We start from the raw sequence: 14,345 nt of genomic DNA on the forward strand, positions 1-14,345 counted from the left end.
AGATGTAATGGAGCAAATATTAACGCAGGAACAAGTGGAACGCGCGCGCCTGAAATCACGCCGGTTGTCTAAAAAAGATAGGGGACGGAACAGAGGAAATAGAAGCGAACCAGGGTCTGGTTTACCTGACCATATAGAAAGGGAGATTCTCCGTGACACTTGAAGAAAAATTCATATTTGACCTGCAAGGATACATCGTTGTCAAAAATGTACTCTCTCAAGCCGAAGTAGACGAACTCAATGCAATTGCCGATCAAAAAATGGCCGACCAAGAGGAAGTGAATAACGGACTCAAGATTCCCCGCAGAGTCTCGCTCTGGGGCAAACCCTTCCAAAATCTGTTTGACCACCCCAACATGATTCCTTACCTCAGCGAACTCCTCGGCCCCCAATTTCGTGCCGACCACGACTACGGCATCTTTATGCGTCAAGGTGGGCGCAAAGGTGGCCTCCATGGTGGGGACCATCGTGCAGGTACGCACTATTACAAATATCGCGACGGCGTCATGCGCAATGGCTTGACCGTAGTCGTCTACTTCCTTGCACCCGCCCCCCCAGGTTCTGGCGGATTCTGCTGCGTACCCGGTTCACACAAATCCAATTTTGCCCTCAACGTCCCTGAAGAGGTTCGCTCCTTTAAGCGCATCCCTCACTACCTCGCCAATCCAAGTGCAGAAACAGGCGACGCCCTCATCTTCACAGAAGCGACGATGCACGGAACCTTGCCCTGGACTGCTGAAAACGAACGCAGAACCCTACTCTACAAATTCACCCCCGGCCACGCTTCCTACGCATCAATATACTACAATCACGAAGACTACGAAGACCTGACCGAGCAACAAAAACGCGTTCTCACGCCCCCATCCGTCCGCCGTCCTAACGTAGTGGAAACGGCATAGAGACAGCAAGGAGAAGGCAATGGATAGAATTAGAATAATGGCATCGCTGTTTATTCTCGCGACTTTTACGATTTCCGTAGCGTTTGCTGCCGATTCCGAGAAGGATTCTGGTATGAATTGCGACATGTTCAATATTGAAGAGATTCTGGACGAAAGTACGCTGGATATAAAGACGTTGGAAGATTGGCACACGGACAAGCCGACAGGCACGACGCGACAGAAGCTAATCGAAATCAACGTCGCCGAATGGTGGCCTGGACAAGATTATCGGATTCCAGTGCGCATGATTGTGCCGCTCGAAGGTAAAGCAAAGGGCTTTCATATCACAGGAGGAAGTCCATATGAAGCACTGATGAAAGATTCGAAACCAAACGCCTTTCAGGCAAAACTGTTAGCCAATGGCGTTGGCATTGTCAGGACTGTTGTCAAGGTGTTCAATCAGATCCCGGGAAAACAGGGACTGGAACAAGAGATGGGGCAATTGTTTCTGAAAGACCTTAACCCGCGATACACGACGGTCTGGATTTGGTCGATGACTTTAATGCGGGCTGTAACCGCCGCGTATGCGGAAACCGATCATTTTGAAAAAGGCAAAGTGGCCGGCTCAGGCGGCTCCAAGAACGGCATATCGCCTGCTACCGCCTTGATTAATGACGAGCGTTTTACCGCGACATGCTCCAATAGAGCCTTTGCTTACTATTCTCCGACTCGAAGATTCGACAAGGAAGAGATGGATAACGTGCGAGCGGCAAACAAAGCATTCTTTGAGGCTGTCAAGGCAGGCAATGTCGATTTAAACAAACAACGCGCGCGTTGGTATCAAGCCAATATGGTGGGATCAAAGAGGAGTCTGCATGAACTTGCGTTGAAAGCGGGAAGATCCTGGGACGAAATACACCACCTGGCAGATTGCATTCTTAGCAGATTGTGTGTGACAGAGAATTGGGATCGGCTAACGGAGCGAGGCGTCGATATGCTTTTTCAGCCGGGAACACATGACTACGTTGCATTTGACATTCTTTGGGGCGCGCGAAATCATCCTCAGTTGCCAGTCTATTACGAACCCAGTGGTGGACACAGACAAACACCGCATAGCGCGGCAGCAAAAAATAATCAGAATCTCAATGCCTTCCTCTGGAATCACTTCTTTGGCGGCGAGCCTTTGCTACAGCCTCCGAAGTCAAATTATACAATCTCCAAGGACAAACTAAGTGTCAGCGTGAGTTTTAATGAAGGACCTCAGCCGAAAAGTGGACGCATATGGTGGATCTACGATCGCGCTCCGGCAGGTTCCGCCCCATTCTTGCACGAGCAAATCCCCGCAGACCAATGGATGGAGATGGAATATGATGCAAAGACTGGCGTATGGACGGCAGCCATACCGTTAAAGGAGGGGTTTTCTCGGATCGATTTCTTTAGCAATCATGGACGAGAGGTTAACGGCTACAAGCAGTATCTTTCATGCCCTTATACCCGAGTGGAACTTTCGCCATCTCAGCATTGATGGCTAAGGTGAAGCAAATGGGATCATTGGGGTTGCGCGTTCGTTTTCCTAAAAATTATGGCAAATCCTACCAGTCTACAACCGATCCATCATCGAGATCGTAACTGGTGCTGCGGGGCCGGGGTTCGCCAACCTGTGCCATGAGTTTATCTTCATCGATGCTAATACCCAAACCAGGCTCAGTTGGTATTGTTCATCTGTTAGACTCCTGACTGATTGATTTTCTCCAAATGAAAAAACTGGTTTTACTGATGTGATTCCACCGTATTGAATCGTAAACTTCCAGTCCCATATTGTGCTCCTCCAATCAGGTGGTTTTAGTTTTTTGCATGGTCACTTCCCTATTTCTCTGTAAGTTGAAATTGTATTTATTTTTCACCTATTTCAGTTTCGCCAACACGATCCTGAGGATTTATCACCATCCATAAACGCAGCACATTTTCCATTAATTCTGGGCCACCTGTTATGGCTTCATAATGTTCACTTTGGTTTGATGCTTTTGGCAGAGGGGATTGATCACTCAGAAAAGTTTCTACCGATAAGTCCATATACGTTTTTGCTTTGCTTAAAAAACGTTCTGCCCCTGTTAATTCATACGCACTCATCATCATATTAAATATGCTGGAATAATTGCTGGGATAAAGTACTGCTGACGGCGGAGGATCTTCGTTGTAATAGGCATTCACCGCTTTCATAAAAAGGATTCTATAGCCTTCAATACCTGTTAGTTTATACCGCGCATAACATTTGTTTGCCTGCTCGGTACTTCCCGATCCCACCCCATAACCAGCCGACCACATTTCAGTCCAGGCATCCGTTCCAGTACTTGACCTCCGAAAATTCCCCGGTACAAGGGTCATAAGATTAGCAGATTCAAGAAATCCTTTTCCGCCTTTTGACGGATCGTGATCAAAACTTAAATACAAAGAATCTGTTCCTTCTGACAATTTCTTCATCCTATTTGCAAGGTCTGCGGGCATAAAATCCTTTGCGCGATAGAGATTGGATGCCAGATTCATACTTTGTTTCAAAGAATATTGCTCAGGAAAATCTGATGCATATAAGATCGCACCTTTATCGGTTGTATTTCGCTCATAATAATTCAATACGGTTTCAATGGCGGTTAAAAAAACTTCTTTGCCAGTTTCCCGATATGCTTTTGTCCAAACATAGATATAATTGCCGCCATGTGCGGGAAAAGCTCTTCCTTTTCCAGGACTATGCGTGTCATAACTGGCATGTCGGCTAAACTCGCCCGCTTCTGGTCCTTCGTGCGCATAAATCTGGTGTTCCCATAATCCCAGTGCAAACTTTTCAGCAGCTTCCGGATTAAATTCCCACACCTTGTCCCAATAATTGAAAATTTTGTACTCGTGTGTCAAAGATCGAGTACCCATTTTAATAGGCGCCTCTGTAAAAAAATCCCAACCGATGTGTTCTCCCCAGGCCATAAATCCCGTTTCAGGACTTTGGCAGTTGGCAAAAAACCATTTGATTGCTTTATCCGCTTCCCGTGCATACTTGTCATCTCCTGTGATTTCCGTCAAGTGATAAAGTATGCTGTATAAACCATTATCTTTTGACGTATTTGAACCACGCCAAGTGCGATCGCCATTGCGGATACCTTTGGGTGCATCGGGAGGATTTTCGCGATATACATTTCCGGTTTCCCGGTTAAGCGTTGTGGCAAAAAGGGGCGAATGTTCTTTTCCGTAACGGTCGCGCCCGCGGGTAATCATATAATCGGCATAAGCCTTTACTATGAGAAAGTATTTAGCACCTTCCGATTTTGACAAATCAATCGTGCTCAAATCTTTGGCTGGCAGCTCGGTGGGGCTTTGGGCCGCGACGTTGCCCGAGGTCAAAGCCAATAGCAATGCAATGGTCAGACCCCTGCCTATCTTCGCACCTTTGAATGGTCTTGCTTTCATCTTTCTTCCTCCTCAATGCATTTGAAATCACCAAAACTACTGCTGGTGTCCAGGGGCAGGATCCGGATGCATACTACAACAAGGGACGGACATGAAGCAAGCGAATTTGTTCAGGGTGATTTCCGAGCAAAATTCCAAATAACATACATCGCCTTCCGTAAGTACCTGTCTTTTAAGAATTGTTGAAATCCAACTCTTTTTTTTGTACAATGGTTCAGTATTGAAGTTCGTACAATGGTTCAATATTGAAGAAAGAGGGCTTATTCCATGAATACAGCATTGGCAGCACTGAGTACAGAAGAGATCCAACAATTTATTACGAACGGATTCCTCGTGAAACGAAAGATCCTCGACCCCAAACTTTGTGCTGCTGCACGAGATAGGTTGTGGGCAGGAAACACTTCAAGTCATTTGCGCCGAGACGACCCTCAAACCTGGCTAAACGGTGTCCCGGAGGCAGATCGTCAAAGCACCCCTGATGGCATGAATGATCGCACCGGTGACCACGGCTGGCGATTGCGTGAACTCTCTGGCGACGAGGACCTGATCAACTTGCTTCCACGCCGTGTATTCCCGTGGTTTGAGCAACTTCTCGGCGAAGGTGAAGTTGTGACACCAGAGGTAACTTCCTCCGCGGCCGATCCAGATCCGCGTGGAAGTCGGTTGCGTGGTTGGCCAGTCTGGGGTGGCAAGGAGTTGCGCGGTATGTATTGCGTGTTGCCGAGAGAGCGTCCGAGCGACTCACCTGCTCTGGCGGATGCCGTCCGTGCCGGTGCACACATTGATCCCGAGCCGGTGCATCTGGTGGCGAGCGCATACGTTGACCAGGTTCCCAAGGGTGGAGGTGGCATTGCTCTCTTTCCCGGCAGTCATCGCTTGCTCTACGAAGCAGAGCCGGATTCCGCAGACCTCGCTCGCTATTCAATTCTACATTCGCCCCATCCGGAAAGCGGCGCTGCGGCATTCGTGCTGCCGCAGCCCCCAGGTCTCAAGGACGCACTCGCCGACATTGAGCCCTTTGAATTTTTTGGTGACGAGGGCGATGTGGTTTTGTGGCACGGACGCATGTTCCACTCGGCAACGCGGAACTACAGCAATCCTCCGCAGATTCGACAGATGATTCTTTATGATGCTTACAAAAAATCTGTATATGACAGAGTATATAACGGCCGTTATGTCAAAGGGCCACGACCATCGCCACCGCCCAACGTGAGAAAACTCCACGAACTTGAACTTGGGCCAGAAGTTCCCCCGCCAGAGCCTCGCCCGGAAGGTCCGGGGCTTTGGGATGATTGGAGCGAGGCTGTTCGCACGGTTGCAGCTTCTTTCGCATCGAGGCCATCGGCGAGACGGAGCGCCTGAAATCAGGCCGGTTGTCTAAGAGACAGCCTGGAACCAAAATAGGTCTTAGCGAGCCACACCAAATCTGCAAAGGAGAAGGCAATGGATAGAATTAGAATAATGGCATCGCTGGTTATTCTCGCGACTTTTACGATTTCCGTAGCGTTTGCTGCCGATTCTGAGAAGGATTCTGGTATGAATTGCGACATGTTCAATAGTGAAGAGATTCTGGACGAAAGCACGCTGGATATAAAGACGTTGAAGGACTGGCATGTAGATGAGGTGACAGGCACGACGCGACAAAAGCTCATCGAAATCAATGTCGCCGAATGGTGGCCGGGACAAGATTATCGGATCCCGGTGCGTATGATTGTGCCGCTCGAAGGCAAGGCGAAGGGCTTTAGCATTACGGGAGCCAATCCCTATGAGACGTTGATGAAAGACTCGCGCCCAACCGACTTTCAGGCAAAACTGCTGGCAGGTGGCGTTGGCCTCGTTAAGACGCACGTCAAGGCGTTTAGGCAGATTCCGGGGAAACAGGGTTTGGAGCAAAAAATGATGCGCAGGTTCATGAAAGACCTGAATCCTCGATACACGACTCTCTGGATTTGGTCGATGACCTTAATGCGGGCAACCACCGCGGCGTATGCGGAAACCGACTACTTCGAAAAAGGCAAAGTGGCCGGTTCGGGCAGCTCCAAGAACGGCATGTCGCCTGCGGTCGCCTTGATACATGACGAGCGTTTTACCGCGACATGCTCCAACCATGCGTTTGCTTACTTTTCGCCGACTCGAAGAGCCGACAGGGAAGCAACGGCGAAAGCTGAAGAGGCAAACAAAGCATTCTTTGAGGCTGTAAAGGCCGGCGATATCGACCTGGATCCAAAACGCGCCAAATTGTATCAAGGCGTTATGGTGGGATCTGAGCGCAGTATGGGTAAGATGGCGCTGAAAATGGGGAAATCCCTGGACGATATGCAAAGCTTTGCGGATCGCTTACGGCCCGGGGTGAGCGTTACGGAGAATTGGGATCGTCTGATGGAGCGCGGCGTTGATATTCTTTTTCAGCCGGGAACGCATGACTATGTCGCCTACGATATTCTCTGGGGAGCGCAAAACCATCCCCAGTTGCCTGTCTATTACGAACCTAACGGTGGGCACTCGCAAACGCCGCATGTCGCTGCTGCAAAGGACGAACAGAATAAAGACGCCTTCCTCTGGCATCACTTCTTTGGTGGCGAGCCTTTGCTACAGCCTCCGAAGTCAAATTATACAATCTCCAAGGACAAACTAAGTGTCAGCGTGCGTTTTAATGAAGGACCTCAGCCGATAAACGGACGCATATGGTGGATCTATGATCGCGCTCCGGCAGGTTCCGCCCCATTCTTGCACGGGCAAATCCCCGCAGACCAATGGATGGATATGGAACGCGATGCAAAGACTGGTGCCTGGACTGCAACCATACCGTTAAAGGAAGGGTTTTCCCAGATCGATTTCTTCAGCAATCATGGACGAGAGGTTAACGGCTACAAGCAGTATATTTCAAGCCCCTATACCCAGGTGAAACGCTGAGCTGATGGATTTGCGACCCAATTTGGCATAGGATTTTCATATTGCAATCAAGAGAAAATAGAAGCGAACCATGGTCTGGTTACCTGACCATATAGATTACGGAGAACCAAAATGAACGATGATCAATTGAACCGTCCGAGCAACATTTTATACATCTTCACCGACGATCAGAGCTTTCGGTCTGTGAGTTGCTACCCCGAGGCGCATTCGTGGATCAGTACGCCAAACATCGATCGTCTCGCCCATGAGGGGATGCGTTTTTCCAACTGCTATACCAGTGCCTGGTGTGCGCCTTCACGCGCCACGTACCTGACCGGAAAATTGCCGCATGGCGTGATGAGCATGCACCTGCCCTCGAGCTACCCAAACTATGTCCGCGATCCAGACCAGTGTCCGTACTGGCTCGAGAATCTCCGCGAGAACGGTTGGTACACAGGCATCGTCGGCAAATGGCACACAGGTCCCGATCACGGTCACGGTCGGTACTGGGATTTTTCTGCCATCTGGGACCACAGCCAACCCGAAAAATATGGGCCCTATTATGTCAATCAAAATATGAGTATCAACGGGGGGCCGCCGGAACCGGTTGGCGGCTATTCTACCGATAACTACACGGAGTATGCACTTGAATTTCTCCGCGGACGAGCAGAAGAACCGGATAAGCCCTGGCATCTCTGGCTGTGCTATGACGCAGTACACGGCCCCTGGAAAGTGGCTGACCGCCATCTCCAGGACTATCCAGATGTTTCCCAGGTCCCCACGCCAGAAGACATCTATCCGCCGCGCCCGACCAAGGCGACACATATGCGGGACTATGGTGTTTGGCGCGAGGGAGATCAGGGCCAACCGGTAGGCATCCGGGATGGACGGACACTCACCGATTGGGAACAACAATACAACCGGGGCGTGCGCGCACTGGATGAAGGGGTTGGCAGGGTGATCGGCGCCATAGAGGAGATGGAGCAGTTGGATGATACCCTGGTCGTCTTTACGTCGGACCAGGGATTTGCCTGGGGACAGCACGGCTTTCGACTCAAGGTGGCGCCCTATGATGCCAATATCAAAGCGCCGATGATCATGCGGCTGCCGGGACGGATTCCTGCAGGCACAGTATGCGATGTGCCAATCGGCGGCCAGGATATCCCGCCTACCTTTCTCTCGTTGATCGGCATGGAACAACCCTGGAAGATGCACGGGGAGGACCTGACACCATTGCTCTCCGATCCCAACGCCGAATGGGATCGCCCGCTGCTGATGGAGTGTACGGGTCATTATTTTGGAGAAGATACCGATGTCGGCTGTGGCGAGCCAATAGGCAATCCGCCTATCCCCTGGTGGGTATCTCTGTGCACGGGAAAGTACAAATATATCCGCTGGCTCGTCCCCGGGGAGATCGAAGAGATGTACGATCTCGAGAATGACCCCGAGGAACTGGAAAACCTCGCTTTGGAATCCGATCACCACGAGTTGCTCGCCCAACTTCGGCAAGGGACGATTGATGAGCTTCGACGCACGGACGCGGGAATGGTCGATAACCTGCCACCAATCAAGGTAATGACCAGAGAGCAGCTTCTCGGCGGGGCTGACAGGTAACAATGCGGGGATTGGAGCGGGTGATCATTATGGGCACAAAACCAAATTTTCTCATCATTGTTACAGACGATCAGGGCTACGGCGATCTGACTGCATTCAGTCATCATGCGCCAGACGTGCAAACGCCAAACATGGACCGGCTCGCTGAGCGCGGCGTTCTCTTTTCACAGGCCTATGTGACAGCTCCCGTATGCAGCCCTTCGCGTGCTGGATGGAATACGGGGAGACACCAGGTGCGTTGGGATCCGAAATCTTCCTTTTTTTGCGGACATCCTGAAACAGAAAAGAACATCGCCGAAATCATGAAGGCTAACGGCTATACCACAGCGCGTTTCGGCAAGAACGATTACGGCCTGGGCTTTCACGATCACGAGGCTCACGAATATCCGTTGAACCACGGCTACGACGAGTTTCTTGGATTCTCGGCACACGGCCACGACTATTTCCTCCTCACCAAAGACATCGAAGACCGCACGCCCGATCCAAAAGGGCACAGCGCGGTTGTTGGGCCGCTCATGCACAACCGGGATTACAAAGAATTTGGGCAAGGGTATCTGACGGAAATCTTCACCGACGCGACAATCGATTTTCTCGAGAGCCATCAGGAAGAACCTTTCTTTGTGACACTCTCTTACAACTCCGTGCATCACCTGATCCACCAGGTGCCCAAACGATACCTCGACAAGCACGGCGTAAGGGAGATTCCAAACTACGACCCGGAGACCATGGGCGGGTATGGGGACTGGTTCAAAAGGTATAGAATCCTCGGCGAGATCAATGCCGACGAGTTTCGCAGATACTATCTGGCGAACCTGAATTGCCTCGACGACAATATCGGTCGCCTTCTGGACACGTTGGATCAGCTATCGCTTGCAGACAACACCATCGTGATCATGTTTTCAGACAACGGAGGCGCACCGAACACCGGTGCCTGCAACCTGCCGCTTGCCGGGAGCAAGTTTACGCTCTGGGAGGGCGGGATTCGCGTGCCATTTATCCTCGCCCGTCCAAATGAGTCGGCATCTGGAACGATCTGTAACAGGACGATCTCAACACTCGATATTCTTCCGACCTGTTTACAGGCGGCAGACATCAATCAGCCAGAAGGTTTGGACGGTCAACCCATCCCAAAAGATGTCACAAAAATCGCAGACCAGCGAGACCTCTTCTGGCGCTGGGGCGATAGTTATGCCGTGCGCTCTGGTGATTGGAAACTGTTGCATAAAGGTGGCAGGAGAGGTCAAGAGCCGTCCTGCGATGGGATCGTTGAACGCACAGAGCTTCTCCAGAATACCTGTCTGTTTAACCTGAAGGAAGATCCCTCAGAGAGCCAGGATCTGATCGATCAGCATCCCGAAGTCGTGGAACGCCTGCAGGATCTGTACGCGGCCTGGTCTGAGGAAGTCGATGGGGGCTAAGAGATGAAAAACATTGTCGTAATCACCATTGAGCATCTTGCCGCTCGCGCATTGGGATGCTATGGCAATCCCGTCGGAGCGACACCTCATCTGGATCGCTTTGCCAGCGAAGCCATCAGGTTTGAAAACTGCACCGTACCTTCTCCGCTCTGCGTCGCATCACGGGTCGCATTTTTCACGGGTCGTTATCCCAGCGTTACAGGTTCCAGAGACAACACGCTGTTGATGCAAGAAAAGGAAGGATTTCATCTGCCAGGGCTATTGAAAGATGCTGGTGTCGGCTGTGGCCTATTTGGGAAAAACCACTGCTTTCCAGATGCCGAAACTGCAGGATTTGAAGCGTGTATTGAAGAATCGCCACTTCGGCACAAGCAGCGAGAAGCCTATGGGAAGCCATTTCCTGGGCCTGCAATACCCATCGACCCATCCGTGTTCGAATCACAAACAAGACGTTTCCGTTGGGGAGATCACCCAAATCCAATCTGGTATGGCGGAACCTACCCTTTCGATCCTGCTGAAACGCCAGCAAGAGCCAACGTGAATCATGCCCTCGATTATCTCGAACGGAAGGGTGACGAGCCTTCGTTTGTGTGGTTGAGCTTTTCCGATGTTCATCCGCCCTATCGGGCTCCCGAACCTTTTGCCACGATGTACAGACCAGAGGACATGCCTCTCCCACATAGACCAGAGAGTGAATTGGACTCAAAACCGTTCGTTCAGCAAGTCTATTATCACGGCGGGTGGCTGCATCTCATGGATGACGAGCAACTGCGCCAGACAATGGCGTACTACTATGGCATGCTCAGGCACCTGGATGAATGCCTGGGCAAATTCTTTGATGGACTAAAAGCGCTTGGTCGTTGGGACGACACCATCATTGTTGCCACAGGTGACCACGGTGAGTACCTGGGCGAACACGGACTCATTCGGAAAACAGCTGCATTCTACGACTGCATTGTCCAGGTCCCATTGATCGTAAGGGGTTTGGAACATGCACGGGATGGTGCAACAAACGCACTGCAGATTGAGCAAATCGACTTGATGCCCACATTACTCCAGAGTAGCGGAATCTCGATCCCGTTGGGTGTTCAGGGTAGAAGTGTGACAGATATGATGTCGGGTATGGCTCCAGAGAGAGACTGTACCTATGCGGAAGTTGGCAGCCGTCAGCCATTGCCAGAGGGAGGACCAGAAGCAGAACTGGACGCGCTGAAAGCCGGCATAAGTCGGACGGAGCCCGTACCGGAATTGCCGCTGGTTGAGTCGGGAACGTTCTTCCTTTCTCGGGGTCGCATGGTTCGAAACGAGAAGTGGAAATACGCACATTATGTGAATGATCGTTCTGAACTTTACGACTTGCAGAACGACCCGGGCGAACTGGTGAATCTGGCAGGAAATCCGGATTATCGAGATCGGGAAGAAGCAATGCGCAGCAGGCTGCTGGAACGAACAATTGAAGCTGGCGACCCTCGTTGACCTCTTGCTACAATTCGTCCGCAACGCGAAAGGAACAGATATGGAACGACCGCATATCATTCTCATAACAACGGACCAACAACATCACAGAATGGCGAGCTATTCCGGTGACCCTTATGTCAGTACGCCCAATTTGGATAAACTGGCTGCAGGTGGTAAGAGATTCGAGCTCACCTACGTTTCCAATCCAGTTTGTGTCCCATTCAGGTACGCCCTGGTCTCAGGCCATATGCCGCACACTTTTGATGGCCTGGAGCATAACTCCAAGGGGATGGCTTCGGAACATCCGCGGATTTTGGACCATATTGATACGCCATTGATGGGGACACTCCTCCGAAATTGTGGATATGATACGTACGCCGGCGGTAAGCTGCACGTAGAGGGCACCCAGGTTTTCACAAAAGAAAAGGCAGAGGAATTCGGATTTGAGTCGCTCACAACCGATCAGAGGGATGAGCTTGCGGAGAGATCTGCTAATTTTCTCAAAAACAGAGATTCCGATCGCCCGTTCTTCCTCTGGGCATCGTTCATTAATCCACACGATATATGTAAAGTCCTGGATGAGGATGGGAAGCCGACACATCCTTCGGATCCAGGAGACAACTTGCCTCCCTTGCCGGATAATCACGCACCCCCTCAGGATGAGCCAAAGTGGATGCAGAGATTCCGTGATGGGACACTGGGAGACGAGGAGACAATCGAAATCGGCCTCAACCGAAGATTCGGTCAGCGTGCAATCCACTGGACCGAACACGAGTGGCGGACCTACCGTGCGGCTTACCGTTTTTATATGGAGGACCTGGACCAACAGTTGGGTGTGATACTGGATGCGCTCGATGACACCGGTCTGCGGGAGAGTACGGTTGTCATATTTACAAGTGACCATGGCGATCATGATGGGGAACACGGATTGACAATGAAGCGGTCGTTCTACGAAGCGTCGTCACACGTACCGCTCACGATCAGTTGGCCTGGAAGAGTTTCTCCAGGTCAGATCGATGCTTTGGTCAATAATGGGATCGATCTGCTTCCGACGTTATGCGACTTTGCCGAAGGAGAAATTCCAGATTCACTACCCGGTAGAAGCTTGAAACCCCTTGCTCTGGGCGAGCAACCCGATTGGCGGGAATTCGTCGTTGCCGAAACTGTTGGCGGTAGAATGGTAAGGTCTGCCAGGTACAAGTACTCCATTTTCCACTACAATGGTACGTCGGAAGAAATGCTTGTCGATATGGTTTCGGATCCCACTGAAACAAAGAACCTCGCCAATGATCCTGAATTCATTCAGATCCTGACGGATCACCGAAACCGACTATCTGATTGGGTCCAGGCACACGCCGACACGCAAGGCGCCACCTACCTGAAAGCCCTGGCACCGTAGGGGCGTAAAGGCTTACCGCCTACTGTGTTTTATCCTTGCAAATCGGGAGTCAGACTCCCATATTACAAGAATGAACATCAACAGAAAAATTCAGACAAAGGTCTCTGAATACGCGAGGTACTTCCCTGTCACGGCAATTCTGGGGCCTCGCCAGTGTGGAAAGACCACCCTGGCCAAGACGTGGCTTGCTGAACAGCCGGCGTCACACTATCTCGACCTTGAGCTCCCCTCCGACGTCGCACGTCTGGCCGAGCCTGAAGATTACCTCCGCCGCCATCGGGATCACATCGTCTGCCTCGACGAGATCCAGCGCGTCCCCGAATTGTTCCGCGTACTTCGCGGGCTCTGCGATGAGACCGGTTCTCCGGGACAGTTTATGGTGCTGGGATCGGCTTCTCCAGATCTGCTCCAACAGTCGTCTGAGACGCTCGCCGGTCGCATCGGTTTCATCGAACTGGCGCCCTTTGTCGAAGAAGAGATCGGGGTGGAGAATCAGTCAAGGCTCTGGCTGCGAGGCGGATTCCCGCGAAGCTATCTGGCCCCATCAGACGGAATGAGCCGGGCGTGGCTGGACAGTTTCATCCAGACGTTTCTCGAACGCGACATTCCTCAACTGGGTATCCGCGTACCCGCGATAACGCTACGACAATTCTGGGAGATGTGCGCTCACCTGCACGGGGATCTGTGGAACCACGCCAAAGTGGCTTCTTCCCTGGGCGTAACGGGCAAGACGGTTGGACATTACCTCCGCATCCTTGAGCAGGCCTACATGGTAAGGCGGCTTTCGCCCTGCGCGGCCAACGTCAAGAAGCGCCTTGTGAAGAGCCCCCGTGTTTATCTCAGAGATACCGGCATCCTTCACCGGTTGCTGCGTTTGGATTCTTTCGACGACCTGGATGGCCATCCGGTTCGCGGCAACTCCTGGGAAGGATACGTCATCGAGCAAATCGCCGCGGCGGTGCCCGACGCCGAACTGAGCTTCTACCGGACCTCGGCTGGCGCTGAGATCGACCTGCTGATCCGACGGAGAAATAAGCTCGTCGCGGTGGAGATCAAAGCATCGTCGTCGCCCCGCCTCGAGCGCGGCTTCTGGTCGGCGCAGGACGATGTCCAACCGGATCAGTCCTGGGTGGCGGCACCAGTGGGTGCACCGTTTGCCTTGAGCGAAACGGTAACAGTTGCGCCACCTGCCGTCATCTGCAATGCACTGAATTCGTGAATCGATATTAA

10 protein-coding genes are annotated in these 14,345 nt (G+C 51.6%); 9 read left to right on the top strand and 1 reads right to left on the bottom strand.

The annotated features are described in order from the left end of the window. Positions 1-152 precede the first annotated feature (152 nt). Positions 153-899, top strand: a complete 747-nt coding sequence (locus tag F4Y39_04520) for a phytanoyl-CoA dioxygenase family protein (GenBank protein MYC12972.1) — start codon at positions 153-155, stop codon at positions 897-899. 19 nt (positions 900-918) lie between these two features. Further along, positions 919-2,403, top strand: coding sequence for a hypothetical protein (locus tag F4Y39_04525; protein MYC12973.1), 1,485 nt, complete (start codon positions 919-921; stop codon positions 2,401-2,403). A 368-nt stretch (positions 2,404-2,771) separates the two neighbouring features. Here F4Y39_04525 and F4Y39_04530 read toward each other — a convergent pair whose 3' ends face one another. After that, positions 2,772-4,334, bottom strand: coding sequence for a hypothetical protein (locus F4Y39_04530; protein MYC12974.1), 1,563 nt, complete (start codon positions 4,332-4,334; stop codon positions 2,772-2,774). A gap of 267 nt (positions 4,335-4,601) precedes the next feature. Between F4Y39_04530 and F4Y39_04535 the strand changes: the two genes are divergently transcribed. The 7 genes from F4Y39_04535 (at position 4,602) to F4Y39_04565 (ending at position 14,334) form a co-directional block, all read left to right on the top strand. Beyond that, positions 4,602-5,696, top strand: coding sequence for a hypothetical protein (locus F4Y39_04535; protein MYC12975.1), 1,095 nt, complete (start codon positions 4,602-4,604; stop codon positions 5,694-5,696). An 81-nt stretch (positions 5,697-5,777) separates the two neighbouring features. Then, positions 5,778-7,247, top strand: coding sequence for a hypothetical protein (locus tag F4Y39_04540; GenBank protein ID MYC12976.1), 1,470 nt, complete (start codon positions 5,778-5,780; stop codon positions 7,245-7,247). A 111-nt stretch (positions 7,248-7,358) separates the two neighbouring features. After that, positions 7,359-8,840 (top strand): sulfatase-like hydrolase/transferase, encoded by a 1,482-nt coding sequence (locus F4Y39_04545; GenBank protein MYC12977.1) that lies wholly within the window; start codon positions 7,359-7,361, stop codon positions 8,838-8,840. A gap of 2 nt (positions 8,841-8,842) precedes the next feature. Beyond that, a complete protein-coding gene (locus F4Y39_04550) occupies positions 8,843-10,258 on the top strand; it encodes a sulfatase-like hydrolase/transferase (protein MYC12978.1) in 1,416 nt (471 codons plus the stop codon). A gap of 3 nt (positions 10,259-10,261) precedes the next feature. Further along, positions 10,262-11,734, top strand: a complete 1,473-nt coding sequence (locus tag F4Y39_04555; protein ID MYC12979.1) for a sulfatase-like hydrolase/transferase — start codon at positions 10,262-10,264, stop codon at positions 11,732-11,734. A gap of 40 nt (positions 11,735-11,774) precedes the next feature. Beyond that, on the top strand, positions 11,775-13,115 hold the full coding sequence (locus F4Y39_04560; GenBank protein ID MYC12980.1) for a sulfatase-like hydrolase/transferase: 1,341 nt from the start codon (positions 11,775-11,777) through the stop codon (positions 13,113-13,115). A 70-nt stretch (positions 13,116-13,185) separates the two neighbouring features. Then, positions 13,186-14,334: an ATP-binding protein gene (locus tag F4Y39_04565; GenBank protein MYC12981.1), complete on the top strand. Its 1,149-nt coding sequence runs from the start codon at positions 13,186-13,188 to the stop codon at positions 14,332-14,334. Positions 14,335-14,345: the final 11 nt, after the last annotated feature.

This window comes from Gemmatimonadota bacterium (assembly GCA_009838845.1).
Lineage (GTDB): Bacteria > Latescibacterota > UBA2968 > UBA2968 > UBA2968 > VXRD01.

Bases quoted from the DNA above. Each gene is read 5' to 3' on its own strand.
- F4Y39_04535 (MYC12975.1), top strand. From the start codon at position 4,602: ATGAATACAGCATTGGCAGCACTGAGTACAGAAGAGATCCAACAATTT.
- F4Y39_04545 (MYC12977.1), top strand. From the start codon at position 7,359: ATGAACGATGATCAATTGAACCGTCCGAGCAACATTTTATACATCTTC.
- F4Y39_04530 (MYC12974.1), bottom strand. From the start codon at position 4,334: ATGAAAGCAAGACCATTCAAAGGTGCGAAGATAGGCAGGGGTCTGACC.
- F4Y39_04560 (MYC12980.1), top strand. From the start codon at position 11,775: ATGGAACGACCGCATATCATTCTCATAACAACGGACCAACAACATCAC.
- F4Y39_04540 (MYC12976.1), top strand. From the start codon at position 5,778: ATGGATAGAATTAGAATAATGGCATCGCTGGTTATTCTCGCGACTTTT.
- F4Y39_04550 (MYC12978.1), top strand. From the start codon at position 8,843: ATGCGGGGATTGGAGCGGGTGATCATTATGGGCACAAAACCAAATTTT.
- F4Y39_04565 (MYC12981.1), top strand. From the start codon at position 13,186: ATGAACATCAACAGAAAAATTCAGACAAAGGTCTCTGAATACGCGAGG.
- F4Y39_04525 (MYC12973.1), top strand. From the start codon at position 919: ATGGATAGAATTAGAATAATGGCATCGCTGTTTATTCTCGCGACTTTT.
- F4Y39_04555 (MYC12979.1), top strand. From the start codon at position 10,262: ATGAAAAACATTGTCGTAATCACCATTGAGCATCTTGCCGCTCGCGCA.